20 protein-coding genes, 1 tRNA gene, 1 pseudogene and 1 riboswitch are annotated in these 23,408 nt (G+C 72.3%); of the genes and pseudogenes, 10 read left to right on the top strand and 12 right to left on the bottom strand.

Annotation, left to right across the window (positions count from 1 at the left end; genetic code table 11):
* Nucleotides 1-224: 224 nt before the first annotated feature.
* Nucleotides 225-2,303, bottom strand: coding sequence for an asparagine synthase-related protein (locus ACFWPQ_RS39715; protein ID WP_384046224.1), 2,079 nt, complete (start codon nt 2,301-2,303; stop codon nt 225-227).
* A gap of 737 nt (nt 2,304-3,040) precedes the next feature.
* On the opposite strand from ACFWPQ_RS39715, the gene ACFWPQ_RS39710 reads away from it, so the two are divergent.
* The 4 genes from ACFWPQ_RS39710 to ACFWPQ_RS39695 all read left to right on the top strand — a co-directional run bounded on the left by ACFWPQ_RS39710 (nt 3,041) and on the right by ACFWPQ_RS39695 (nt 8,201).
* Nucleotides 3,041-4,465, top strand: a complete 1,425-nt coding sequence (locus tag ACFWPQ_RS39710; protein WP_361284679.1) for an MFS transporter — start codon at nt 3,041-3,043, stop codon at nt 4,463-4,465.
* Between the two features lie 169 nt (nt 4,466-4,634).
* On the top strand, nt 4,635-5,858 hold the full coding sequence (gene lhgO / locus ACFWPQ_RS39705) for an L-2-hydroxyglutarate oxidase (RefSeq protein WP_384046219.1): 1,224 nt from the start codon (nt 4,635-4,637) through the stop codon (nt 5,856-5,858).
* Nucleotides 5,859-5,914: 56 nt separating this feature from the next.
* Nucleotides 5,915-6,811: a tRNA (guanosine(46)-N7)-methyltransferase TrmB gene (trmB, locus tag ACFWPQ_RS39700; RefSeq protein ID WP_384046216.1), complete on the top strand. Its 897-nt coding sequence runs from the start codon at nt 5,915-5,917 to the stop codon at nt 6,809-6,811.
* Nucleotides 6,812-6,821: 10 nt separating this feature from the next.
* Nucleotides 6,822-8,201, top strand: a complete 1,380-nt coding sequence (locus ACFWPQ_RS39695) for a PrsW family intramembrane metalloprotease (protein ID WP_384046214.1) — start codon at nt 6,822-6,824, stop codon at nt 8,199-8,201.
* Between the two features lie 116 nt (nt 8,202-8,317).
* Here the strand turns inward: ACFWPQ_RS39695 and ACFWPQ_RS39690 are convergent, their stop codons facing one another.
* The 3 genes from ACFWPQ_RS39690 to ACFWPQ_RS39680 form a co-directional block, all read right to left on the bottom strand.
* Nucleotides 8,318-9,262: an aldo/keto reductase gene (locus ACFWPQ_RS39690; RefSeq protein ID WP_384046211.1), complete on the bottom strand. Its 945-nt coding sequence runs from the start codon at nt 9,260-9,262 to the stop codon at nt 8,318-8,320.
* Nucleotides 9,263-9,498: 236 nt separating this feature from the next.
* On the bottom strand, nt 9,499-10,536 hold the full coding sequence (locus ACFWPQ_RS39685) for a M23 family metallopeptidase (RefSeq protein ID WP_384046208.1): 1,038 nt from the start codon (nt 10,534-10,536) through the stop codon (nt 9,499-9,501).
* 7 nt (nt 10,537-10,543) lie between these two features.
* Nucleotides 10,544-10,704, bottom strand: a riboswitch (cyclic di-AMP (ydaO/yuaA leader).
* A gap of 258 nt (nt 10,705-10,962) precedes the next feature.
* Entirely contained in the window at nt 10,963-12,060 is a 1,098-nt protein-coding gene (locus ACFWPQ_RS39680) for a PP2C family protein-serine/threonine phosphatase (protein WP_384046205.1), read from the bottom strand.
* Between the two features lie 48 nt (nt 12,061-12,108).
* Here ACFWPQ_RS39680 and ACFWPQ_RS39675 point away from each other — a divergent pair, with 48 nt between their 5' ends.
* Entirely contained in the window at nt 12,109-12,234 is a 126-nt protein-coding gene (locus ACFWPQ_RS39675; RefSeq protein WP_384046202.1) for a hypothetical protein, read from the top strand.
* 86 nt (nt 12,235-12,320) lie between these two features.
* Here ACFWPQ_RS39675 and ACFWPQ_RS39670 read toward each other — a convergent pair.
* The 3 genes from ACFWPQ_RS39670 to ACFWPQ_RS39660 all read right to left on the bottom strand — a co-directional run bounded on the left by ACFWPQ_RS39670 (nt 12,321) and on the right by ACFWPQ_RS39660 (nt 14,341).
* A tRNA-Met gene (locus tag ACFWPQ_RS39670) sits at nt 12,321-12,394 on the bottom strand.
* A gap of 103 nt (nt 12,395-12,497) precedes the next feature.
* Nucleotides 12,498-13,310 (bottom strand): MBL fold metallo-hydrolase, encoded by an 813-nt coding sequence (locus ACFWPQ_RS39665; protein ID WP_384046199.1) that lies wholly within the window; start codon nt 13,308-13,310, stop codon nt 12,498-12,500.
* Nucleotides 13,311-13,399: 89 nt separating this feature from the next.
* Complete coding sequence (locus tag ACFWPQ_RS39660) at nt 13,400-14,341, bottom strand: nuclear transport factor 2 family protein (RefSeq protein WP_384046196.1); 942 nt, start codon at nt 14,339-14,341, stop codon at nt 13,400-13,402.
* Between the two features lie 148 nt (nt 14,342-14,489).
* Here ACFWPQ_RS39660 and ACFWPQ_RS39655 point away from each other — a divergent pair, with 148 nt between their 5' ends.
* On the top strand, nt 14,490-15,542 hold the full coding sequence (locus ACFWPQ_RS39655; RefSeq protein WP_384046193.1) for a helix-turn-helix domain-containing protein: 1,053 nt from the start codon (nt 14,490-14,492) through the stop codon (nt 15,540-15,542).
* A 20-nt stretch (nt 15,543-15,562) separates the two neighbouring features.
* Here ACFWPQ_RS39655 and ACFWPQ_RS39650 read toward each other — a convergent pair whose 3' ends face one another.
* On the bottom strand, nt 15,563-16,693 hold the full coding sequence (locus ACFWPQ_RS39650) for a dihydrofolate reductase family protein (RefSeq protein ID WP_384046190.1): 1,131 nt from the start codon (nt 16,691-16,693) through the stop codon (nt 15,563-15,565).
* Nucleotides 16,694-16,783: 90 nt separating this feature from the next.
* On the opposite strand from ACFWPQ_RS39650, the gene ACFWPQ_RS39645 reads away from it, so the two are divergent.
* The 3 genes from ACFWPQ_RS39645 to ACFWPQ_RS39635 all read left to right on the top strand — a co-directional run bounded on the left by ACFWPQ_RS39645 (nt 16,784) and on the right by ACFWPQ_RS39635 (nt 18,839).
* Nucleotides 16,784-17,311, top strand: a complete 528-nt coding sequence (locus ACFWPQ_RS39645) for a MarR family winged helix-turn-helix transcriptional regulator (protein WP_384046188.1) — start codon at nt 16,784-16,786, stop codon at nt 17,309-17,311.
* 219 nt (nt 17,312-17,530) lie between these two features.
* Complete coding sequence (ribA, locus tag ACFWPQ_RS39640) at nt 17,531-18,172, top strand: GTP cyclohydrolase II (RefSeq protein ID WP_361284712.1); 642 nt, start codon at nt 17,531-17,533, stop codon at nt 18,170-18,172.
* A gap of 79 nt (nt 18,173-18,251) precedes the next feature.
* Nucleotides 18,252-18,839, top strand: coding sequence for an O-methyltransferase (locus ACFWPQ_RS39635; protein WP_384046184.1), 588 nt, complete (start codon nt 18,252-18,254; stop codon nt 18,837-18,839).
* A gap of 84 nt (nt 18,840-18,923) precedes the next feature.
* On the opposite strand, the gene ACFWPQ_RS39630 is transcribed toward ACFWPQ_RS39635, so the two are convergent.
* Nucleotides 18,924-20,459, bottom strand: coding sequence for a DUF4331 domain-containing protein (locus ACFWPQ_RS39630; RefSeq protein ID WP_384046181.1), 1,536 nt, complete (start codon nt 20,457-20,459; stop codon nt 18,924-18,926).
* A 222-nt stretch (nt 20,460-20,681) separates the two neighbouring features.
* Nucleotides 20,682-21,990: pseudogene (locus ACFWPQ_RS39625) on the bottom strand (pyruvate dehydrogenase); the annotation flags it as partial.
* Nucleotides 21,991-22,153: 163 nt separating this feature from the next.
* Here ACFWPQ_RS39625 and ACFWPQ_RS39620 point away from each other — a divergent pair.
* The gene (locus ACFWPQ_RS39620; RefSeq protein WP_384046179.1) at nt 22,154-22,588 is read left to right on the top strand and encodes a peptidoglycan-binding protein; all 435 of its coding nucleotides are present in this window, start codon (nt 22,154-22,156) and stop codon (nt 22,586-22,588) included.
* 44 nt (nt 22,589-22,632) lie between these two features.
* On the opposite strand, the gene ACFWPQ_RS39615 is transcribed toward ACFWPQ_RS39620, so the two are convergent.
* Both ACFWPQ_RS39615 and ACFWPQ_RS39610 read right to left on the bottom strand, forming a co-directional pair.
* Entirely contained in the window at nt 22,633-22,872 is a 240-nt protein-coding gene (locus ACFWPQ_RS39615; RefSeq protein ID WP_384046176.1) for a hypothetical protein, read from the bottom strand.
* A gap of 33 nt (nt 22,873-22,905) precedes the next feature.
* A complete protein-coding gene (locus ACFWPQ_RS39610) occupies nt 22,906-23,205 on the bottom strand; it encodes a hypothetical protein (protein ID WP_384046173.1) in 300 nt (99 codons plus the stop codon).
* Nucleotides 23,206-23,408: the final 203 nt, after the last annotated feature.

The raw sequence follows: 23,408 nt of genomic DNA, 5'->3' as shown, positions 1-23,408 counted from the left end.
CGCCCGGGGTGGGGGCGGGGCGTGGGGACGCTTACCGGCGCTGGCCGGTTGCCGCTGCGCCCACCCGTGCCGCCCTGCGGCACGCCTGCCCGCAGCTATGTCTTTGGTCTTTTAGGGGCGCGGGGAACTGCGCGAGCAACCCCCACCGGCCCGCGGCCGAAGCGCGAGGGTTCCACCCCGATGCGGGGGCCTGGGGGCGGCAGCCCCCAGATCCGGCACCTTCCTCACGCCCCCGACGCCAACGCCCCCCTCATCGGCGTCACCCCCGCAGGGACCGCACGTGCCCGTGCCGGCGTCCCCGTCCAGCACGTGCCCCGGCGGGACAGCAGCCGGCGCAGCCACAGCTCCAGGGAGACCAGGTCGGCCAGCCCGTCCAGCGGCAACGGCTCCCCCGCGGCCGCCGCGCGCAGCGCCTTGCGGACCACCCTCGCCTCCACCAGGCCCGCCTGCGCCAGCAGCGGCGTGGCGAAGAGGGAGATCAGGTCGTCGGCCGCGACGCGCAGCCCCGTGCGGGTGGCGGCCGCCGAGGAGGCGTGGGAGGGGGCGCCCCAGCCCGGCGGGAGGTCGGTGACGCCGGCGCCCTCCAGGACCGTGCGGAGGATCGCGGCGCGGGCGCCCGGCTGGACGCGCAGTGCCTCGGGGAGGTCGCGGCAGGCGCGGACCACCTGGTTGTCGAGGAAGGGCGTGTGGAGGCGCTGGGAGCGGATCTCGGCCGCCTGCTCCAGGACTCGGATGTCGGCCGCGTGCCGGGCCAGCACCGCACGCGCGCGGTAGTCTCCGGGGCGCTGCGCGGGGCCGACGCCGGAGCGGTTCGCCGCCCCCTGGAGCAGAACCGATACTTCAGCGAGGGCCTCGCCGGTCAGCCAGCGCGCCGCCGGGCCCGGTCTCGCCCAGGTGAGCGCCGCGAGGGACGCGCCCACCGCGCCCCCGGGGTCGTCGAACCGGCGCCGCAGCAGGCGCTCGGCGAGGGACTCGACGCCCGCGCGGTACGGCGTACGCGCCAGGCGCCGCGCCGCGCCGTACACGCGCGCGGGGACCATCACCGAGCCGTCGGCCTTGGCGAGCGCGGCGACCGGGCGGACGAGGTGCCGGCGCTTGCGGTCCATCAGCAGGTCGGCGAGGCGCGCGGGGTGGGCGTCGAGGACCTGGCGGGCGCCGTAGCCGGTGAAGTGGTCGGCGCTGCCCGCGGCGAGCCGGGCGCGGTGCCGGGCCGCGGAGATCAGGGACGGGCCCGGTTCGTCGGTCAGGGGGCCGTCGAGGTCGGCGTACGGCAGGATCTCCTCGCCGCCGGTGACCACCACGTGGTGCAGGCGCGGGTTGGCGGCGAGGGTTCCGGCACGCTGGAGTTCGGCCTCGCGGCCGCCCACGGCCAGGTCGTTGAAGGTGACGGCGAGGAGGCGCTCGCCGGCGCCCGTGCCGTGGCCGAGGACCGTGCCGGGCATGCCGGGCAGGCCCGCCGCGAGCAGCGCGAGCGTCCCCGACGCCGGGCCGCCGGAGAGGTCGGCGCCGATGCCCGGGACCGGCATCCCGCGCGCCGCGCGACGCTCCGCGGGGCCCATGCCGGGTACCGGACCGGGGTCGATGTCCGGGACGTGCCGGGGTGCCGACAGCCGCGCGCGTACCGCGTCTACGAGTGCGTCCCGGACGGCGTCCACCGCGCGGTCGGGGTCGGCGGAGGGTGCCGCGACCGCGAGCGAGGCGACCTGCTCGTACCCGGCGACCTCGCGCGCCCCGGTGCGCAGGATCAGCGCATGCCCCGGCGGAATGCGCCGCACGCCCTCGTACGGGGTCGAGTCGTGCAGCGCGGCCGGTACGTCGGGGACGGCGAGGAGGGCCGCGAGGTGGCCGTAGTCGAGGTTGGCCTCGATGAGGTCGGCGAGCGGGAGCGCGGCCGTGGCGTAGGCCGTACCGCCTGCCCAGGGGGTGTGGAAGACCGGGCGGGCGCCCGCGAGGTCGCCGCAGACGGTGACCCGGCGGCCGACCTGGACGACGGCGGTGTAGCTGCCGGGCCAGGCGGTCAGATGCCGGAGTGCGCCCCCGCGCGCCGTGAAGAGGCCGAGACGCAGCTCCTCGTCGGTGGCGCCGCAGGTGCCGAGGACGGCGATGCGGTTCTGCGCGTCCGCCTTGATGACGCGCACCTCGTCGGGGCGCCAGTCGCCGACCGCCCAGAGCGGGTCGGGGTCGCCCCACAGGAGCTGGGAGCCGACGGGGTGGACGGTCTCGCCGTCGTAACCCATGGCGCCGGCGGAGCCGAGCGTGGCGGCACCGGAGGCGGTGCTGCTCCATCCCACCAACCACCGCATCGACGCCTCCACAGGCTGTGGACAACCATGCACGGTACGAACCGGGTCCCCATGCTGCCATGAAGGACGCGCTCCGGAGGGGCGGTGGGGCCGCCTTTGATCCCTGGAAGATTTCACGGAGTTGCCGCAGGACCGGCCACGCGTGCGCGCTGTGGAAGAGTCTCCGCGGGGGCCGACCGCCTTACGGCAGGGGGCGACTGCGACGTGAATGCGCCCCCTGTACGCTCCCCAAGAACGCCCTTCGCGCCCTCAATTCCCGTGGTAGGAGCGTTGGACGCCCGCGAAAGGTGGGGTCGATTTTCGGCCAAATCGCCGATGACCACCCGGGCTTGCGCACGCTCCGTACATGCTTTGCGCATCGCACGCGCGTGTGCTCGAACGCGCACAGTCCGGGAGGCGGGCATCGCCTCCCGGACCGGTCCGCCACCCGCGGGGATGAAGGTGGCGGTGTCCCCCAGCCCACTGGATCCAGTACAGCGGGCCGACCCACGCACTAGCCATGGAACCGCTCCCCCGTTGGCCGGAGAAGAGCGCACGGACGGGCGCACGGCCACACGGCGGGGGCACGTCGCGACCGGCCGTGCACGGTGCGTATATGGGCCGCACTCGCGTACGGACCACAATCCCGCCATCCGGAACAATGCCTCTTAACGCTTGGGATGCGGCGAACTACGCTGGGTTTACGAATGCCGCGTGGTTATGCCAGCGCGGCAGCCGTCTGTGTCGAGGGGTGGCGCATGTCCAGGGAGCAACGCGGGCCGAACGAAAAGCTCGGCGCCGTTCTCGCCCTCGCGGGAATCAGCAACGCAGGACTCGCGCGACGCGTCAACGATCTTGGCGCTCAACGCGGGTTGACTCTTCGCTACGACAAGACGTCGGTGGCGCGCTGGGTGTCGAAGGGCATGGTGCCGCAGGGTGCCGCCCCGCACCTCATCGCCGCCGCGATCGGCCAGAAGCTCGGCCGCCCGGTGCCGCTCCACGAGATCGGCCTGGCGGACGCGGATCCCGCCCCCGAAGTGGGCCTCGCCTTCCCCAGGGACGTCGGGCAGGCGGTGCGGTCGGCGACGGAGCTGTACCGCCTCGACCTCGCCGGCCGCCGGGCCGGTTCCGGCGGCATCTGGCAGTCGCTGGCCGGATCGTTCGCGGTAAGCGCATACGCAACGCCCGCCTCGCGTTGGCTGATAACCCCCGCCGACAGTTCGGTCGCGCGCGAGGCGAACGCCGTGGACGGTGCGGGCGCAGCGCTCAAAGTCGGCCACAGCGACGTCCAGAAGCTGCGGGAGGCCGCCGAGGACGCCAGGCGCTGGGACTCCAAGTACGGCGGCGGCGACTGGCGGTCGTCGATGGTGCCGGAGTGTCTACGTGTGGAGGCGGCACCGCTGCTGCTCGGCGCGTACTCCGACGAGGTCGGGCGGGCGCTGTTCGGGGCGAGTGCCGAACTGACGCGCCTTGCCGGGTGGATGGCCTTCGACACCGGCCAGCAGGAGGCCGCGCAGCGGTACTACATCCAGGCGCTGCGGCTCGCCCGCGCGGCGGCCGACGTGCCGCTCGGCGGGTACGTCCTGGCATCGATGTCCCTCCAGGCGACGTACCGGGGCTTCGGCGACGAGGGCGTCGACCTCGCACAGGCCGCGGTGGAGCGGAACCGGGGGCTGGCGACCGCGCGGACCATGAGCTTCTTCCGGCTGGTCGAGGCGCGGGCCCACGCGCGTGCGGGGGACGCGCAGGCCGCGGGGGCCGCGCTGAAGGCGGCGGAGGGATGGCTGGAGCGGGCGCGGGAGGGCGACAACGACCCCTCCTGGCTCGGTTTCTACGGATACGACCGGTTCGCCGCCGACGCGGCCGAGTGCTACCGGGACCTGAAGGCCCCGCGGCAGGTACGGCGCTTCACGGAGCAGGCCCTTTCCAAGCCGACAGAGGAGTTCGTGCGGTCGCACGGGCTGCGGCTCGTCGTCTCGGCGGTCGCCGAACTGGAGTCGGGGAACCTCGACGCGGCGTGCGAGCAGGGGGTGCGGGCCGTGGAGGTGGCCGGGCGGATCTCGTCGGCGCGGACGACGGAGTACGTGAAGGATCTGCTGCACCGGCTGGAGCCGTACGGGGACGAGCCGAGGGTGGTGGAGCTGCGGGAACGGGCACGGCCGTTGCTGATGGCGCCGGCGTGAGGATCGCCTAGCCGTCTGCCGGGTTCTGTCCGTGGGCGGGTGCGGGTGCGTGGGGGCTGGTCGCGCTCACGCGGCGGAAGCCGCAAATCGACACAGCCCCGCGCCCCTGACGGGGCGCTTCACCAACCGTACGTTTGAAGTGGCTGTCAGTGGCGCAGTGCACTATCGGATGCGGGAGGTGGTGCAGGTGTCTGTCGGGTACGACTGTGATGTGCTCGTCGTCGGGGGTGGGATCGTCGGGCTGTCCACCGCCTATGCGATCACCCGCGCCGCGCCCGGGACCCGGGTCGTCGTGCTGGAGAAGGAGGCCGGGCCAGCGAGGCACCAGACGGGCCGGAACAGCGGGGTCATCCACAGCGGGATCTACTACCGGCCCGGGTCGCTGAAGGCGCGGTACGGCGTCAAGGGCGCCGCGGAGATGGTCAAGTTCTGCGCGGAGTACGGCATCGCGCACGCCGTCACCGGCAAGCTGATCGTCGCCACCGAGCGGGAGGAGCTGCCCCGGCTGCACGCCCTGGTGCAGCGCGGCCGGGAGAACGGCATACCGGTGCGGGAGCTCGGGGCCGCCCAGATCGAGGAGTACGAGCCCGAGGTGCGGGGACTCGCCGCCATACACGTCGGGACGACCGGGGTGTGCGACTTCGTGGGGGTCGCCCGGCAGCTCGGGGAGGCCTCGGGGGCGGAGATCCGGTACGGCGCCCAGGTGGTCCGCGTGGACCGGCGGCCGGAGCGGGGCGTGGCCGTGCTCACCTCGCGCGGTGACGTCGTACGCGCCCGCGTGCTGGTCAACTGCGCGGGGCTGTACTGCGACGAGGTCGCGCGGCTGACCGGGGACGAACCGGGGATGCGGATCGTGCCGTTCCGCGGGGAGTACTACGAGCTGGCGCGCCCCGAGCTGGTGCGGGGGCTGGTGTACCCGGTGCCGGACCCGGCGTTCCCGTTCCTCGGGGTGCATCTCACGCGCGGGATCGACGGAGGCGTGCACATCGGGCCCAACGCGGTGCCGGCGCTGGCCCGGGAGGGGTACGGGTGGGGCGTCGTACGGCCGCGGGAGGTCGCCGGGACGCTGGCCTGGCCGGGGTCCTGGGCGCTGGCGCGGCGGCACTGGCGGTACGGGGGCGGGGAGCTGCTCCGGTCGGTGTCGAAGAAGGCGTTCACGACGGCCGTACGGCGGCTGCTACCCGTCGCCGAGGAGGGAGACCTGGTGCGGGCGGCCGCGGGGGTGCGGGCGCAGGCCGTGCTGCGGGACGGGACGCTCGTCGACGACTTCCTGATCAAGGAGGCGCCGCGCGCGGTCCACGTGCTGAACGCGCCCTCGCCCGCGGCGACCGCCTCGCTGCCGATCGGGCGTGAGGTGGCGCGGCGGGCGCTGGAGACGCTGGGCTCGGTGTGACGGCTCGGTGTGACACCCCGCTGGCCGGCCCGTGGGGGTCGTAAAATCGACCCACTGTGTCTGACTCCCTCAATGCCCCCGAAGCCCCCCAGCCCGCCGAGACCGGCCCCGCCGGGCACGTCCCCGGTGCGCACCCCGACCACACCCCCGGGGTGTCCGTCCGGCACACCCGGGCCAAGGGGGAGCCGCGGTTCCCGGACGGGCCGAGGGCCGATCCCGCCGGGTCGCACTTCGAGCGGCGGATCCGCAGCTTCCAGCCGCGCCGCAGCCGCGTCACCGCCGGGCAGGCCGACGCGCTGCAGCGGCTGTGGCCCAAGTGGGGCCTGGACATCGACGGGCAGCAGGTCATCGACCTCGGCGAGCTGTTCGGGAACGACGACCCGGTGGTGCTGGAGATCGGGTTCGGGATGGGCGAGGCGACCGCGCAGATGGCCGCCGAGGAGCCGGGCGTCAACATCCTCGCCGTCGACGTGCACACGCCGGGGCAGGGGAACCTGCTCAACCTCGCCGACCAGAGCGGGCTGTCCAACGTCCGCGTCGGGAACGGCGACGCGATCATCCTGCTCCGGGAGATGCTGACGCCGGACTCGCTGGACGGGCTGCGCGTGTACTTCCCGGACCCCTGGCCGAAGAAGCGGCACCACAAGCGGCGGCTGATCCAGGCCGAGTTCCTCGATCTCGCCGCGACCCGGCTGCGACCCGGGGCGATCGTGCACTGCGCGACCGACTGGGAGCCGTACGCCGAGCAGATGCTCGAAGTGCTGGACGCGCACCCGGAGTTCGAGAACACGCAGGCCGACGGCGGTTTCGCGCCACGTCCGGCGCACCGGCCGCTGACCCGTTTCGAGGGCCAGGGACTGGACAAGGGACATGTGGTGAACGATCTGCTCTTCCGTCGCGTACAGCACCGGGTGCCGCAGAGCGAGCAGCACCGTCAGGAGTCACCTCGTTAGGGTCGATGCCGTGGCCACCTCCCCGCCGCCGTACTCGCCGTACCCGCAGCATCCGTCGTACCCGTCGTATCCGTCATCACCGCCGTCACCGTCGTATCCGGCGGATCCCGCCGACGGCGGTCTGCGGCATCCCCGTTGGTGGCAGCGGCGCTGGGTGCGGTACGGGGCGCTGGGCACGCTGCTCGCCCTCTCCGGGCTTGTGATCCTCGCGCTGGTGCGGGAGCAGACGGGGACGGAGGGCTTTCTCGTCGGGCTCGGGCTCGCCGTGCTGCCCGTGCCGCTGCTCCTGGGCGCGTTCCGGTGGCTCGACCGGGTGCAGCCAGGCCCCTGGCGGAACCTGCTGTTCGCCTTCGCCTGGGGCGCCTGCGCGGCCGCGCTGATAGCCATCGTCGCCAACAGTTTCGCGACGAGGTGGATAGCGACGGCGACCGCGGATCCGAGCAGCGCGGACCGGCTCGGGGCGACCCTGATAGCGCCGGTCGTCGAGGAGTCGGCGAAGGCGGCGGCCGTGCTCCTCGTCTTCCTCTTCCGCAGACGGGACTTCACCGGGATCGTCGACGGGGTGGTGATAGCCGGGGTCACCGCCACCGGGTTCGCGTTCACCGAGAACATCCTCTACCTCGGTACGGCCTTCGGGACCGACCAGCTGACCGGTGACAGCGGGATCGCCTCCGTCACCGCCGCGACGTTCTTCGTGCGCATCGTGCTGTCCCCGTTCGCGCACCCGCTCTTCACCGTCCTCACCGGCATCGGCTTCGGCATCGCCGCGCTCTCCGGGGAACGGCAGCGGGCGCGGCGGGTGCTGGTGCCGCTCGCCGGGCTGCTGCTCGCGATGAGCATGCACGCGTTCTGGAACGGGTCCTCGACGTTCGGGCAGTACGGGTTCTTCGCCGTGTACGGCATGTTCATGGTGCCGTCGTTCGGGCTGCTGACCTGGCTGGCGATCTGGACGCGGCAGCGGGAGCTGCGGACCGTGCGGGAGGAGCTGCCGGCGTACGTCTACGCGGGGTGGCTGGGGACGGCCGAGCCGTTCGTGCTCGGGTCGATGCGGGCGCGGCAGATGGCCAGGGAGTACGCCGCGTACCACTTCGGGAAGGCGGCGGGGAAGGCGGTCGCCGAGTACGAGGGGTACGCGACGACGCTGGCGCTGCTGCGGCGCCGGGGGCAGCGGGGGCGGGCGGGCGCCGACTTCGTGGTGCGGGAGCGCGAGCTCCTCACGGAGCTGTGGAGCCGGCGGGAGCTGGTCCGGCCGGCCCTGGAGTACGCGGCGCGGACGGCCGCGCCGGGCGGCTGGCCGGGGTACGCCGGCTACGCGCCGCCGGCCTACGGGGCGCCGGGGTGGTACGGGGCGGCGGTGCCGTACCCGGCCTACAACCCGTACCGGAGTTAGGGCTTCGGGTTGCGGAGGGTTCGGCACCGCCGGGATGCACCATGGGGGCTGAGCACCGTTGCGGCGGAAAAGATCGGTGGGGCCACCGGGTGGAGCCGGCCGGTCGAAGGAGACCGTCAGGCGGAAGCCGCCGTCAGCTTCGTCAGTTCCTCGTCCGTCAGCGTCAGGTCCGCCACGCCCAGCAGCGGCGGGAGCTGCTCCAGCGTGCGGGCCGAGGCGATCGGGGCCGCGACGGTGGGCTGGGCCGCCAGCCAGGCCAGGGCGACCGTGGGGATCGGGGCCTCGTGGGCCGCGGCGATCCCGTCCAGCGCCGCCAGGACCTTCTGGCCGCGCTCCGATTCGGCGTACTGGGCGGCGCGGCCCGCCCGCGCGCTGTCGACCGTCGTACCGGGGCGGTACTTGCCGGTGAGGAAGCCGGCGGCCAGGGCGAAGTAGGGGACGGCCGCGAGGCCGGTGCGGGAGGCCAGGTCCTGGAGGGGGCCCTCGTAGGTGTCGCGGGAGACCAGGTTGTAGTGGGGCTGGAGGGCGACGTACCGGGCGAGGCCCTCGCGGTCGGAGAGGTCCAGGGACTCCTGGAGGCGTTCGGCGCTGATGTTGGACGCGGCGATGTGCCGGACCTTGCCCGCCCGCACCAGCTCGTCCAGCGCGCCGATGATCTCCTCGACCGGGATCTCGGGCTTGTCGAAGTGCGTGTAGTAGAGGTCGATGTGGTCGGTGCCGAGGCGGCGCAGGGACGCGTCGGCGGCGGCCTTGATGTTGGCGGCGGACAGGCCGGGGTACTCGGGGTGCTGGCTGACCTTCGTCGCGATGACGACGTCGTCGCGGTTGCCGCGCGCCCTGACCCACTTGCCGATGATCGTCTCGGACTCGCCGCCCTTGTTGCCCTCGATCCACGCCGAGTACGAGTCGGCGGTGTCGACGAAGTTGCCGCCCGCGGCGGCGTAGGCGTCCAGGACGGCGAAGGAGGTGGCCTCGTCGGCGGTCCAGCCGAAGACGTTGCCGCCGAGGGCGAGCGGGAAGACCTCGAGGTCGGAGGAGCCGAGTTTGCGAAGAGCAGTCATGCTCAACTTCAACACGGGCCGCCTGGTGACCCATCCCGGTGATTACGAAGGTCTCGTAAAAGCGGAACCCCGGCAGACCGCACCGGCGGCCCTGACGCCGGGGGGTGTCGTCGGGGCCGCCGGGGGGCGGTGGGTTTCCGTCGGGGATTCCGTCTGGGGTTGCGTTGCGGATTCCGTCGGGGGTTGCGTCGCGGATTCCGTCGGCGGTTGCGTCGCGGATTCCGTCAGGGGTTGCGTCAGGGGTTGAGGCCCTTGCCGCGCAGCCAGGTCATCGGGTCGATGGCGGTGGCCTGGCCGTTCGGGTGGACCTCCAGGTGGAGGTGCGGGCCGGTCACGTTGCCGGTGGCGCCGACGCGGCCGATGACGTCGCCGGTGGCGACCTTCTGGCCGACCTTGACGCCGATCGAGGACTGGTGGCAGAACCACAGCTCGGTGCCGTCGTCGAGGGTGATGATCGTGCGGTAGCCGTAGGAGCCGGCCCAGCCCGCCTCGGTGACCGTGCCGCTGTGCACGGCCTTGATCAGCGTGCCGGTGGGCGCGGCGAAGTCGAGGCCGGTGTGGTAGCCGGAGGCCCACATGGAGCCGGCCTGGCCGAAGGTGCCGGTGATCGTGTACGACACGACGGGCAGCGTGTACTGCTTGGCCAGCTCGGCGAGCCGGGCCTGCTCGGCCTTCTGCTTCGCGGACGCCTCGGCCTGCTCCTTGGCGTCGGCGGCCTTGGCGGCGGCCGCCTTCACCGCCTTGGCCTCGGCGTCGGAGACCGCCTTGTCGGCGGCGGCGACGGCCTTGGCGCTGGCCTTGGTGTCGAGCTGGTTCTGCTGCTGCGCGGCCTGGGCGATGATCCGGTTGCGCAGCGTCTCGCCGGCGCCGGACGAGGAGGAGTCCCCGTCGGTGGCGGTCGTCGTGGTGACGCTGCTGAGCGCGGTCTGGGTGGCCTGGTGGCCGGCGCCCTCGCCGAGCAGGGAGTCGACGGAGGCGGGCAGGTCGGGCAGGGAGATGGAGACCGGCGGCTTGCCGGTGTTGGCGCTGGCCATGCCGCCCGCGCCGACGGCGGCGATCACGCCAACGCCGAGAACCGTGGAGCTGCGGGCGAGTCCGCCGCCGCGCTGCTTGGCGACCCGGTGCCGGCCGCGCGCCGAGGCCAGGGACTCCTCGGTGGGGTTCCACTCCTCCCAGGGGCCCTCGTCGGTGCGGTAGCTGCCGTAGCCGAAGGTGTCGGGTTGACGCTGGCTGGGCACGAACGGGGCTGTCGGAGCAGGCCGGTTGGACGCCACGCGGGCGTACTCCTTTCCTTCCGTCGCCTACCGGGTTAGCTGACGGGTTCGGAGCGGGAAGGTCTCCTACGCGCGTATACCGGCCGTTTCCTACCCGGCGGTAGCCGTGCGATTCACCCCAAGGTGGTGGTTCCCCGGTTCCCTTGCGGGATTCGGCGCGTGCGCACGGAGCCGTCGCGGGTGACGGCTGGGACGACCGCGCTGCGTTATCGAACGTTAATAGACCCGGCTATCAGATTCCAAGCCGTTCGTCTTGATCATTAAGCTTTCAAAGCTTGGACTTACCTGCCACGACTGGTCGAAAACGGTCGAGTTGGCCGTGCTCGCTGCTCAGCTCAGGAGTCACACAGGTTTTGATGGTGACTCAGTTGTGATGCGGAGGGCGGCCGTCCGAACACGATGTGTGACATAGCACAGGACCGGCGCTCAGGGCCGGCGCACCGCGAGCAGCGCCATGTCGTCCGTCATGCCGCCGCCCGTGTGTCGGCGCACCTCGGCCGCGAGCCGGGCCAGCAGCACGCCGGGGGCGGTGGCGGTACGACCGGTCAGCCGCCGCTCGGGGTCGTAGAAGCGGCCGTGCGCGTCGCGGGCCTCGGAGAGGCCGTCGGTGTACAGCAGCAGCGTGGCCCCGCTCGGGAACACGTGCTCGGCCGCCCGGTCGGGCCACGCCCCCAGGTCGCCCATCCCGAGCGGCAGCGCGGACTCCGGCGCCAGCACCGGGCACACCTCGCCGTCGCCGTGCAGCAGCAGGGGCGGCGGATGGCCGCGGTTGACGACCCGGAGCGTGCCGTCGCCGTACCGGAGTTCGGCGAGTACGGCGGTGGTGAACCCCTCGTGGGCGTCGATGCCGCCGCGCCGGACGCCCTCGCGCGCCAGCGCCCGCTCCAGCCGCGCCGCCACCGCCTCCAGCGTGGCCTCCTGCTCGGCGGCCTCCCGGAACGCGCCGATCACCACGGCGACGGCGGCGACCGCGCCCATGCCCTTGCCGCGGACGTCGCCGACGACCAGGCGCACGCCGTACGGGGTGTCCTGGACGGCGTACAGGTCGCCGCCGATGAAGGTGCCCTCCTGGGCCGCCTCGTAGCGGGCGGCGATCTCGAAGCCGCCGATCCACTCGGCGGGCTCGGGCAGGACGGCCCGCTGGGCGGCCTCGGCGACCTCGCGGGCGGAGGCGAGGCGCTGGTCGCCGATGCGGACGATCCGGTTGATGCCGGCGGCGAGGACGGCGACGGTGGCCACGGTGACGATCTCGGTCACGGCGTCGGCGTCCGGGAGCACGGCGAACCGCGCGTGCACGGCATAGGTGGCGAGGAGCGCGGCCAGGCCGGTGAGGACGGTGGTGCGCAGCGAGGAGAGGGGGGCGGCGATCAGCGGGGCGGCCGTGAAGAAGGGGACCGCGGTGAAGGCGGCGGGGGTGAGGACGTCGTAGCAGACGCCCGCGACGATCAGCAGCGCGGGCAGGTAGCGGGCGAGGGTGCGGGCGGATTCCTGGCCGTGCTGCTCCGCCTCTCCACGGCTCGCCACACGACCCCCCTGCTGTCCCACGCGCCCGACGTGCCCGACGTGTCCCACATGCCCGACGTGCTCAACGTGTTCGATGTGCTTGACCTGTTCGACGCGTCCGATGTCTTCGATGCCTGCCCGTCCAGGTTTGCCGCTGCGAGCGGATGGGGCGAATGGTGTGGGCCGGGCGGATGAGTGCGGACGTGTGTGATGAGGAGCACGTGCCTGGATATGACTCAGGGCCGGAATCCTCTAACTTGGATTCCGGCCCTGGGTTTCAGTAGCGGGGACAGGATTTGAACCTGCGACCTCTGGGTTATGAGCCCAGCGAGCTACCGAGCTGCTCCACCCCGCGTCGGTGACACCAGCATACGCCATCCGAAGAGGGTGAGTCACACGGGTTGAGACCCGCGGGGACGGCGGAGGCCGTGGCGGGGACGACGGAGGTCGCGGTGAGGTCAGCGGATGCCGAAGCGCCGGGCCAGGGCGACCGCCTCCCGGGGGCCGTCCGCGAACGGCTGCCCGTGCCCCGGCAGCAGGACGGTGTCCTGGGACAGTCCGGCGACGGCGTCCAGGGAGGCGAGGGCGGCGGCCGAGTCGTGGGTGAAGGCGCGGCAGACCAGGCAGGGGCCGGTGTGCCCGGTGAAGGCCTCCTTGGTGACCAGGGCGTCGCCGGTGAAGAAGAGGCCCTGGTCGGGGAAGTGGAAGCCGGTACTGCCGGGGGTGTGACCGGGCAGCGCGACCGCCAGCGGCCGACCGGGCACGCCGTCCAGTCGCGCGCCGTCGCCGAAGGTGTGTGCCCGGGTGGGCGGCGGCGCGGTGAAGGCGCCCTGGCGGGCCATGGACGCCATGGTGGCGAGCGCGGCGGGACGGCGGACGAGGTACGGCAGCGGGGAGCGTTCGGACCTGGCGTGCCGCATCGCCTTGCGCGGTCCGTCCGTGAGCATGGCCCGGTCGTCCTCGTGGACCCACACCTCCGCGCCCGCCTGCTGGAGCTCCACCGTGAGGCCGGTGTGATCGGGGTGCGCGTGGGTGATCAGGACGGCCCGGATGTCGGCCGGGCTCCGGCCGGCGGCGGCCAGGTGGTCGAGGAGCCGCCGCCGCTGTCCGGGCAGGCCGGCGTCGACAAGGGTGAGTCCGTCGGGGTGATCCACCAGGTAGAAGTTGACGAGGGGGTCCCCCAGCCGGACGACGCCCGGAGCGGCCTCCGGCCCGGCGCCGGGCCGGACGGATCGGGCGGATCGGGCGGATCGGGAGCGGGACTGACTCATGACGTTCTGCTCTCGTACGAGGCGAGGGGCGAGGCGAGGGGCGAGGCGAGGGGCAAGGGGCGAGGCGGGAACATTGCTCAGAACACTGCTCAGAACATGCTGTTTCCGTTGGCCGAGGTGGCCGGGACGGCCTGGGTGACCGCCCAGTGCTCGACGATCTTCCCGCCCCGCACCCGGAAGATCTCGTACACCGACGTGCCCAGGTCGGAGGGGGTGTTCTGGTCGTGGAGGTGGACCGCGACCAGGTCACCCTCGGCGACGACCTTGGCGACGGTGGCCTGGTACTGCGGATGCGCGGCGAAGAGGTCCGCATAGGCCTGCTTGGTCGCGGCCGCGCCGTCGGCGAGCGTCGGGTCGTGCTGGACCAGCTTCGGCGAGACGTAGCGGTCGACCGCGCCGAGGTCCTTCCGGCCGGTCAGCTGCCGGACGTAGGCGCGTACGACGCGCTCGCTCGCGGCGGTGTGCGAGGCCGGGCCGGCGGCGTCGGTCCGCGGCGCGGTGAGCGTGGCGAACATGTCGTGGCCGTTGGCCGTGGTGGCGGGGACCGGCTGGATGGTGTCCCAGTGCTCCACGATCTTGTGGTTCGCCACCCGGAACACGTCGACGAGCCCGATGCCGCTGAACGTGTCGGAGGTGCCCGCGTGCGTCTGGAGCAGGACCAGGTCGCCCTGCGCGATCACGTGCGTGGTGACCGAGCCGGTGCCGGGGGTGGCCGTCGCCTTCAGGTTCTCCACCAGCCGGCGCAGCGCTTCCGGGCCGTTGGCGACGGTGGGGTTGTGCTGGATGTAGTCGGGAGAGACGTACTTGTCGATCACGGACGTGTCGTAGTAGGTGAACAGCTGCTTGTACACGTACGTGACCAGCGCCTTGTCGGCCGCCGTCTCGCGGGCGGACACCGAGCCGGTGGCGGCCCCGGTCCCCGGGTGTCCGGCGGGCCGGGACACGGCCGTCGCGGGACCGGTCGCCAGTGCCGTCGCGGCGGCGACGGCGGCCACGGCCGCGCCGATCCGTACCGCAAGGTGTCTGTTCATCGCACTCTCCTGACTCGGAACTCCCGCCGGCCCAAGGGAAGGTCGGCCAGGCCGACACTAGGAGCGCCGGACCGATCCGTCGTCGCCCTGTGAAGGGTGGTACTCACGGGGACAGGTTCGCCGCGGCCGCGCCGCCTAGCCTGGCCTCATGGCACAGGCACAGGGCAGCGACACCCACGCGCCGGGGCCGCTCGGCGAGTACCTCCGTGCGCGCCGGGCCCTGCTGAGCCCGGAGCTGCTCGGGCTGCCGGACGCGGGCCGCAGGCGGGTGCCGGGCCTGTGCCGCCATGAGCTGGCGCTGCTGGCCGGGGTGAGCACGGAGTACTACACCCGGCTGGAACAGGGCCGCAACCGCCATCCCTCCCCGCAGATCGTCGAAGCCCTCGCCCGCGCGCTGCACCTGGACGCGGAGGGCACGGCCCACCTCCACCAGCTCGCGGCCCCCGCCCCGCCCCGGCGCTCCCGGCCGCGCGGCGAGCAGGTGCCGGCGGGCATCCGCATGCTCCTGGAGACGTGGTCCGCGCTGCCCGTGGTGGTGGCCGGACGGCTCTGCGACGTACGCGCGGCGCCCCCTCTGGCCGTCGCACTCTCCCCCGCGCACCGGCCGGGGGCGAACCTGGCCCGGGAGGTGTTCCTGAACGACGCCGTGCGCACCCTGCACCGCGACTGGGACGTCGCCACGGGCGGCCTCGCGTCGACGCTGCGGGTGGCGGCCGGGGAGGATCCGGGCGACCCGCGGCTCTCCGCCCTGGTCGGCGAACTGTCCGTGCACAGCGAGCGCTTCCGGTATCTGTGGGCGCGCCATGACGTCCGCCCGAAGCAGGGCGGGCGGGCCCTGCTGCGGCACCCGCAGGTCGGTGAGCTGGACCTCCGGATCGAGAAGCTGGCGGTCCTGGGCACGAACAGCCTCACCATGATGTGCTTCCACGCCGAGCCCGGGAGCCCGTCCGCCGAGCGCCTGGCCCTGCTCGCCAGCCTCACCGCGGCCGGGACACCGACCGGCACGGCATCGGCGGGGACACCGCCCGGCACGGCATCGGCCGGCACAACTTCAGCCGGCACCGCTTCGACCGGCACAACTTCAGCCGGCACCGCTTCGACCGGCACAACTTCAGCCGGCACCGCTTCGACCGGCACCGCTTCGACCGGCACGACTTCCGCCGCAGCCACAGCAGAGCAGCCGCGCCACCGGCTCGGGTGAGCCCAGGCAGGCAGACGGCTTCAGCCGAGAAGATGCGCGTTCGGCGCCTTCGCCAGGCCCTCGTACTCCCCGAGCACCAGTACCTCCACCCCGGCCTCCCGCAGCATCCCCGTCCCGTCGGCCGCCGCCACGAACGTGTCCGGCTCGCGCCACGCCGTCACCACCCGCCGTACCCCGGCCCGCAGGATCAGCTCGGCGCAGGGGTGCGGGCGGGAGGCGCGATGGGTGCAGGGTTCGAGGCTGGTGTAGACGGTGGCCGTGGCCAGCCGGGGGTCGGCCGGGGGGATCTTGGCCAGGGCCGCCTCCTCCGCGTGGACCACGGGGTCGCCGGCCTCCCGGGAGTGGCCGCGGGCCAGTTCCGTGCCGTCGGCGGCGACCACCACCGCGCCCACGCTGAACGCGGTCCGGGAGGGCGGGCACTCGGCCGCCAGTTCGCAGGCGAGCCGCAGCCAGTGCCGGTCGGCCGCGGACGCCGTGCCGCCCGTGCCGGGGGCCGTGGGCTCGTAGCGCATCAGGACGACGTCCTCGATACGACGGGTGTCCAGGAGCCGCAGCCGCCCGGCCTGGTAGCCGCCAGGACCGAACAGCCGCGGTGCCGTCGGGTCGCCGACGAAGAGCGGGGCCAGGACCAGCTGGACCTCGTCGGCCAGGCCCTGCTGGAGGAGCTGGGTGTGGACGGTGCCGCCGCCCTCGACCATCAGGCGCCGCACGCCCCGTACGTCGTGCAGGTGCTCCAGGAGCGGCCGCCAGTCGAGGTCGGCGCCGAGGGGGACGACGTCGGCGGCGGTCCCGAGGGCGCGGGCCCGCCGCGCGCCCTCGTCCGTCGTGTACACGATCTTCTCGCCGCCGGTGTGCCAGAACTTCGCGTCCGGGTCGAGGTCGCCGGTCGCGGTGACCGTGACCTTGAGGGGGTACTCGGGCCGGCCGGCGGCGGTCCTGGCCGCGCGCCGCTCGGGGGAGTTGACCAGGAGCCGGGGGTTGTCCGCGCGGATGGTGCCGGCGCCGATCAGAATGGCGTCGACGGAGGCGCGCACCTCGTCGACGCGGTCGAAGTCGGCGGGGGACGAGAGCAGGAGCCGGTCGGGGCCGGTGTCGTCGAGGTAGCCGTCGAGGGAGACGGCGGCGGACAGCAGGACGTAGGGGTACGGCATCGGACGCGCTCACTCTCGGCGGGCGGGCTGGGACGGCGGTCTGCGAACTGGACGCTTGGTTAAAGTTTGAAACAAACCTACACTGGTCGCATGACGACTCGCTGGCTCACCCCGAAGGAGCAGCGCGCCTGGCGCGCCTACATGGCGGCGACGCACCTCCTGGAGGACGCGATCGACCGGCAGCTCCAGCAGGACGCCGGCATGCCGCACCTGTACTACGGCATCCTGGCCAACCTCTCCGAGGCGCCGGAGCGCAAGCTGCGCATGACCGATCTCGCCGAGAAGTCGAAGATCACGCGGAGCCGGCTGACGTACGCCGTGACCCGGCTGGAGAAGGACGGGCTGATCCGGCGCGAGGACTGCCAGTGGGACAAGCGGAGCAGCTTCGCGATCCTGACGGACGAGGGCATGGCGGTGCTGGAGCGCACCGCGCCGGGGCATGTGGAGACGGTACGGGCGGCGGTCTTCGACCATCTCTCCGCCGAGCAGGTGCAGCAGCTGGAGGAGATCGGCTCGGTGATCGCCCGGGCCCTGGAGGGCGACGAGTCGACGCCACGCCCGACGGCGGACGAGCTGCCGTGGCGACGCCGGTCGGCGTCACCCTGTTCCGGATCCTGAACCCGGACCCTGAACCCGGACCTGAACCCGGATCCCGGCCCCGGACCCGGCCCCTGAACCCGGCTCTCGCACCTGGCTCACGCACCCGGACCGTGCGCTGGATTTCGCGAAACCGTACGGAAATCTGTTGCTTCAAATTTAAAGCATGAGGTAGGGTTCCAGCCGTGGATCTGCTTCAAATCTGAAGCAGGCACCCGCGACGTCCCACTGGAGACCCCGATGACCGACTTCCCCGCCGCCACCCAGCGCGCCCGTGTCCGGGTCCCGCTGCGCTTCAACGACGGCTACAGCGTCAACACCGAGCTCGTCACGTTCCATGGCCTGACCGACGGACAGGAGCACGTCGCCGTCGTCATCGGCGAGCCCGCCCCCGGTGCCCTCCCGCTGGTGCGTCTGCACTCCGAGTGCCTGACCGGCGATGTCTTCGGCTCGGCCCGCTGCGACTGCGGCCCCCAGCTGCGCGAGGCCGTCGAGCGCATCGCCGACCGCGGCGGCGTCCTGCTCTACCTGCGCCAGGAGGGCCGCGGCATCGGCCTCTACAACAAGCTCGACGCCTACGCCCTCCAGGACCAGGGCCTCGACACCTACGAGGCGAACGCCGCCCTCGGCCTCCCCGAGGACGCCCGCGACTACACCGCCGCCGCCCAGATGCTGGCCGCCCTCGGGATCACCGACCTCGACCTGCTCTCCAACAACCCCGACAAGGCCGAGCAGCTGCGCGGACTCGGCGTCACCGTCCGCGACCGCGTCCCGACCGGCGTCTTCAGCACCGCCCACAACGTCCGCTACCTGCGCGCGAAGGTCCTGCACACCCAGCACACGCTGCCGCTGGCCGAGCTGACGGAGCTCAACGCGGGCTGAGCCCCTGTCTTTCCCGATGTACGACGCCCCGCCGGACGTGCTAGCAACAACAGGCACACCGAAGACGACGGGAGCCTCCGTGGACGACCAGCTGGCGCGTGTTCTCGACGACCTCTACCAGGAGGGGCGGGCACACGACGGCCCGCTGGCCGACCGGCTGCTGCGACTGCGCAACATGACCCCGGACGCGGCCCGGCTGGTCTCGACGCTGATCCGGGCCCGGCGCGCCACGTCCGTCCTGGAGATCGGCACGTCCAACGGCTACTCGGCGATCTGGTTCGCCGACGCGGTCCGCGACACCGGCGGCCGCCTGACGACGGTGGAGATCGACGCGGACCGGGTCACCGCCGCACTGGCCAACCTGGACCGGGCGGGAGTCAGGGAGTACGCGGACGTCGTCCACGGCGACGGCGCCGAGACCCTGGCCGGAACCCCCGAAGCCTCCGTCGACCTGGTCGTCCTCGACGCCGAGCGACCGGCCTACGCGGACTACTGGCCGCACCTGCGGCGCATCCTGACGCCGTACGGCATCGTGGCCGTCGACAACGCGGTGAGCCACCGCGACCAGGTGGCCGCGTTCCGTGAACTCCTCACCGCGGAGCAGGAGTTCGCCGTCACCCTGCACGAGGTGGGCGACGGCGTGCTGACCGGGATCCGGGTGCGCTGAGCGGGATCCGGGTGCGCTGAGCGGGCGGGAGTCCGTCTCGCCGACCCCCGCCCCCCCTCTCCGTGTCTCTCAGTTGGGCGTCCCTCAGTTCTGCCGCCGGGTGCGCCGACGCCACCACGCCAGCCCGAGGCCGACCAGCAGGATCCCCGCCGCGCCCGAGGCCGCCGACGCGGCGATCAGCCCGGTGTTGTGCGTGCCGTCGGCGGAGCCGGCCGGCTGCAGTGCGTCGCCCACCTGGTTGCGGACGTCATTGCCACCGGTCGCGCCCTTGGCCAGTGGGCCCCGCGAACCCGCCACGGGCTCGGCCAGGTAGGGGAAGGAGTCGCCGAACCTCTGGTCGTTGGCGTCGACCGCGTCGCCCAGGTCGTTCTTCGAACCGACCAGTTCGCCCTCGACGACCTGCAGCGCGATGTCCACGACGTCGTCGGTGAGCCGACGACCGTTCGGGAAGCCCGCGTTGTCGCCGTCGAGCACACCGAGCCGTTTCGGTTCGGCGGCCGGCTCGATGGAGGTGTTCAGGCGCAGCATCTCCGCCGGCCGCACGTTCGGCGGCTGGTTGAGGCCCTTGACGCCCTTGAGGAAGACGTCGACGAGATCGTTGCGCGGTTCCGCGGGCGCCTTGATCCCGTAGACGGACTCGATGAGCTTCGGCAGCTCCGGACTGGTCACGTTCTTCAGGAACTGGCCGTCGTTCCACGGCGAGGACGCGTTGAACCTGTCCTTGTCCCGCTGGGGGTTGACGACCTCGTTGACCAGCGGGTTGCCCAGCCGGGAGACCTGCTCGTAGCTGCCCTGGGCGTTCTTTCGCTGGGTGGTCGACCAGATGCCGACGACCGGCTGGTCCTTCGACTCGGTGATCAGGGCGGTGGGCAGTTGCAGGGCGACCGAGTTGACGTTGTAGCCCTTGAGGGTGTCGTTGCCGACCTCGGAGAGGTTCCCGCCGTACAGCAGGTCGAACACGCGCAGGTCCAGGAAGAACGGGTCGTCCGCCTGGCCGGCGAACGTCCGGACGCCGTCGGCGAGTCGACGGACGGCCTGGCGGCGGAGTTTGCCGTAGTCCGGCATCGACGCCTTGCCGACGTTCGACGGAGCGACCGGGACGTCGTCGGCGAGCTTCGTCTCCGACACGACCTTCTGGTTGTGCAGCTTGAGCAGTTGGATGTCGTAGGTCTGCGTGACGTTCAGGTCCGGGTCGTCCAGGCTGGTGACCGGGCCCGTGTTGTAGAGGAACGTCTTCTTGTTCTTCGTGTGCGTCGTGAAGGTGTAGCGCAGCAGCAGTTCGCCCTGCGCGTCGCCGTTGTTGTCGATGTGGATGTCGTACTGGGCGTCGTCCGCGAACGTGTAGAAGTTCGGGCCGCCCGCCGGGTCCTCGAACGGGATCCAGTCCGCGATGACCGTCGTCGTCTCCGGGTGGTCCGGACTGACGAAGGCGTACACGTCCGTGTTGTCGTACCGGGGCTGTCCCGAGATCAGCGGCGCCTCCCGGTGACTGGAGGCGGAGGCCGCCCCCGGTTCCAGCGTGGCCACACCGGCGGCTGTGAGTCCCCCGGCGGCCAGCGCACCCGCGATGAGGGTCGCGAGGCCCCTGCGCCCCGCACCGCTCCTGGAGATAGGTGTCATACCGTCCGTCCTCCATGCCAACTTGCCTGACGCCTGGAGATTCGGAGCGGCCTTCTCTGCGGATTGGTGAATATCAGCTGAACTGACCGATCTATCGGTTGATCTACGGATTCACGTTCGGGTGAGAACCGCCGGCCGGGTACGGCGGACAGGGCACAACCCCGGCCGGCGGTCGCCCGGGGTTGTGTGAAGGGAGCCTCCGCGGCTCTCCTCCCGGGTCCTTCAGTGAACGAGGTCGAGCGCCGCGGCGATGATGCTGCCGGTGTCGATGCCATGGCGGCGGTGGACGTCCTCGATCGTGCCGGACTGGCCGAACCGGGTCACGCCGAGGGTGGTGACGGGCGTGTTCCGGATCGTGCCGGGAAATGCCGGCGTGTGCGGGTGGCCGTCGAGGACCGTGACGAGCGGGGTGGCCCGGTCCGCGGGGAAGACCTGGTCGAGGATCCAGGCCGGGTCCTCGGACAGTCCGCGGCGGGCCTGCGGGGCCCGGAAGAGCAGGTCGGGGCTGGTCACGCAGACCACGTCGGCGCTGTGGCCGAGGGCGGCGAGGCGGTCGGCGGCGGCCAGTGCCTCCGGGACCAGCGCGCCCATGGCGGCCAGGGTGACCACCGGCTTCTCGTGCCGGCGCAGCCGGTAGCCCCCCGCGGTCACCTGCTGGCGACGGCGTTCGCGGGCGGCGGGATCGGCGGGCACCGCGGCCAGGGTCTGGCAGCGGCTGGTCCCAGCGGCTCCAGGTGGCGCCCAGCTCGCCGAGCAGGCCGACCAGGTTGGTCTCGGCGATGCCGAGTTCCACGTGCCGGCCGGTCGGCCGCTCCCGCCGGTGCGGGATCGTCTCGGCGTCGTCGGCGAACCAGTCGGGGCGCTCGGTCGCCGACCACACGCCGACCTTGTTCAGCCAGCCGCCGAGGTTGGTGGAGGAGCTGACGTCCGGGCTGACGGTGACGATCCGGCGCGCCGCCTCCGGCGCCCGGTGGGTGAGGTCCAGCAGGACGCGTCCGAGCGCCTGCTGGGTATTGCCGGTGCCGGTCGGCGCGGGGCGGCCGAGGTCGGCCGGGACAGCGGGCGGCTGCTGCGGCCCGGGCCTGGGGCGGCGCAGCCGTCGGGCGGCGGCCGCACACAGCTCGGCCTCCGGCGTGCCGTCGGCGAAGCCCGCCCAGGGGCGGTCGAGATCCGTCCCCAGACGCTGGGCCAGTGCCCTCATCTGCTCGGCGGAGAGCAGGGAGGAGTGGTTCTGCGGGTGGCCCTCGGTGGGCAGCCCGTGCCCCTTGACGGTGTACGCGAGGATCACGGTCGGACGGGTGTCGTCCACGGCGGGGTACGCCTCCGTCAGCGCGCCGAGGTCGTGGCCGCCCAGGTTGCGCAGTGCGGCGAGCAGCGAGGCGTCGTCCAGGGACGCGACGAGTGCGGTGATCGGCCCGGCGACGGAACCGGTGCCGGGCAGGCGCTCGCGCAGCTGGTCCGCGGAGCAGCGCAGCAGGCGCTGGTACTCGGGGTTGCCCATGGCGTCGATCCGGGCGCGCAGGACCTCGCCGCGACGGGCAGACAGCCGAACGGCCGCTGACGCGCCGCCACGAGAACGAAGCCGAGACTGCCGCCCTGGCGTCAGACCTCGCCGAGCAGTTGATACGTAAATAGCTGAATCACCAAATGAATCTGCGTTTGCATGTCGTCAGGAGCCCATTAAAATGGACTATATGAGTGAGACAGCAGCGAAATTCTACGTAGTAAAAAAGGGTGACAACCTGACCAAGATTGCCGCCTTGTACGGTCTGACACTGGACCAAATCCTGGAGTGGAATCCGGAGATCACCAATCAGAACGTGATTCAGATCGGGCAGCGGGTGCGCGTCTCCGCACCGGAGCCGTCCGGCGAGTACGAGCCCTTCCCGGGTGCCGACTTCTTCGTGCCGGACACGGCCAGCCCGATCATCGAGGCCATGGGCTACCGCCTCATCGAGGAGCATTGCTCGTCCTACCCCGGCGGGCCCGACTACCAGTGGAGCGACGCCGACCGAGCCTCCTACGCCAAGTGGCAGCACAAGCTGGGATTCTCGGGCGATGACGCGGACGGCATTCCGGGCAAGAGATCCTGGGACAAGCTCCATGTACCCGCCATTCTGACCGAGTGATCACCCTTCGCCGGCCTGGCTAGTCAAGAATCTCGTCGTTGGAATCAAAGCCGTGGCTGTCCGTCGGCAGGTCGGGAAAATACTCGGTCTCGTTCTCGCCGGTAAGGAGCGGTCGCGTCCTCCAGGCCCTTGGCCAGATGGCGCCATTTCCCGGCGATCTCGCGGACCCCGTCCGGGTCCACCGCCGGGTCCGAGATACCCAGGAACTCAAGGCCACTGGCGACGCTGTCGCCGAACATGTGGTTGAACTTGTTGACGTAGTGCAGCGGGTTGAGGTCGACCACGCCGCGATCAGTCCTGCTTCGCCCGCGCCGCGATCAGTCCTTCGTCGCCCGCGCCGCGACCGACAGCAGCACATCCAGCAGGTCGAAGGCGTCGGAGACCTCGCCCATCAGCTTCGCCTCCGCCTGCCACTCCCCGTCCAGCTGCGCGGTCAGCTTCGCCAGGGTCGTCATGCCTTCCTGGACCTGGCCCTTCGCACCGAGCAGGGAGCCGAGGGCGCCGAGGGCGGAGAGGTCGTGTGCGGCCGCAAACGGCTTCGCGGTGTGGTGTCCCAGTGCGCGCATACCCGAGGCCGCCGCGTGCAGCGACACGGCCTCCTTCTTAAGGTCCGACATGTCACGCGCCCCCGCACCTGATCCTGTGGACATGCCAAGTGCATGCGCGAGCCCGGCAGGCCGACCACCGACTCCGGGGCACAACCGCGCATGCACGAGCCTGAAAACGAAGCAGCGTCTGAGGCGGCCAAAGCCGACCCAGACGCTGCACAGCAGGTCAGGGGTCATATCCCCCGCCCACCACCCGTAGGCCGTGTGGGACT

Origin of the sequence: Streptomyces sp. NPDC058464, from assembly GCF_042721035.1 — a bacterium.
Taxonomy (GTDB): Bacteria; Actinomycetota; Actinomycetes; order Streptomycetales; family Streptomycetaceae; genus Streptomyces.
Note: the sequence above shows the minus strand (reverse complement) of the source record. Positions and strands in the feature narration are given on the sequence as shown.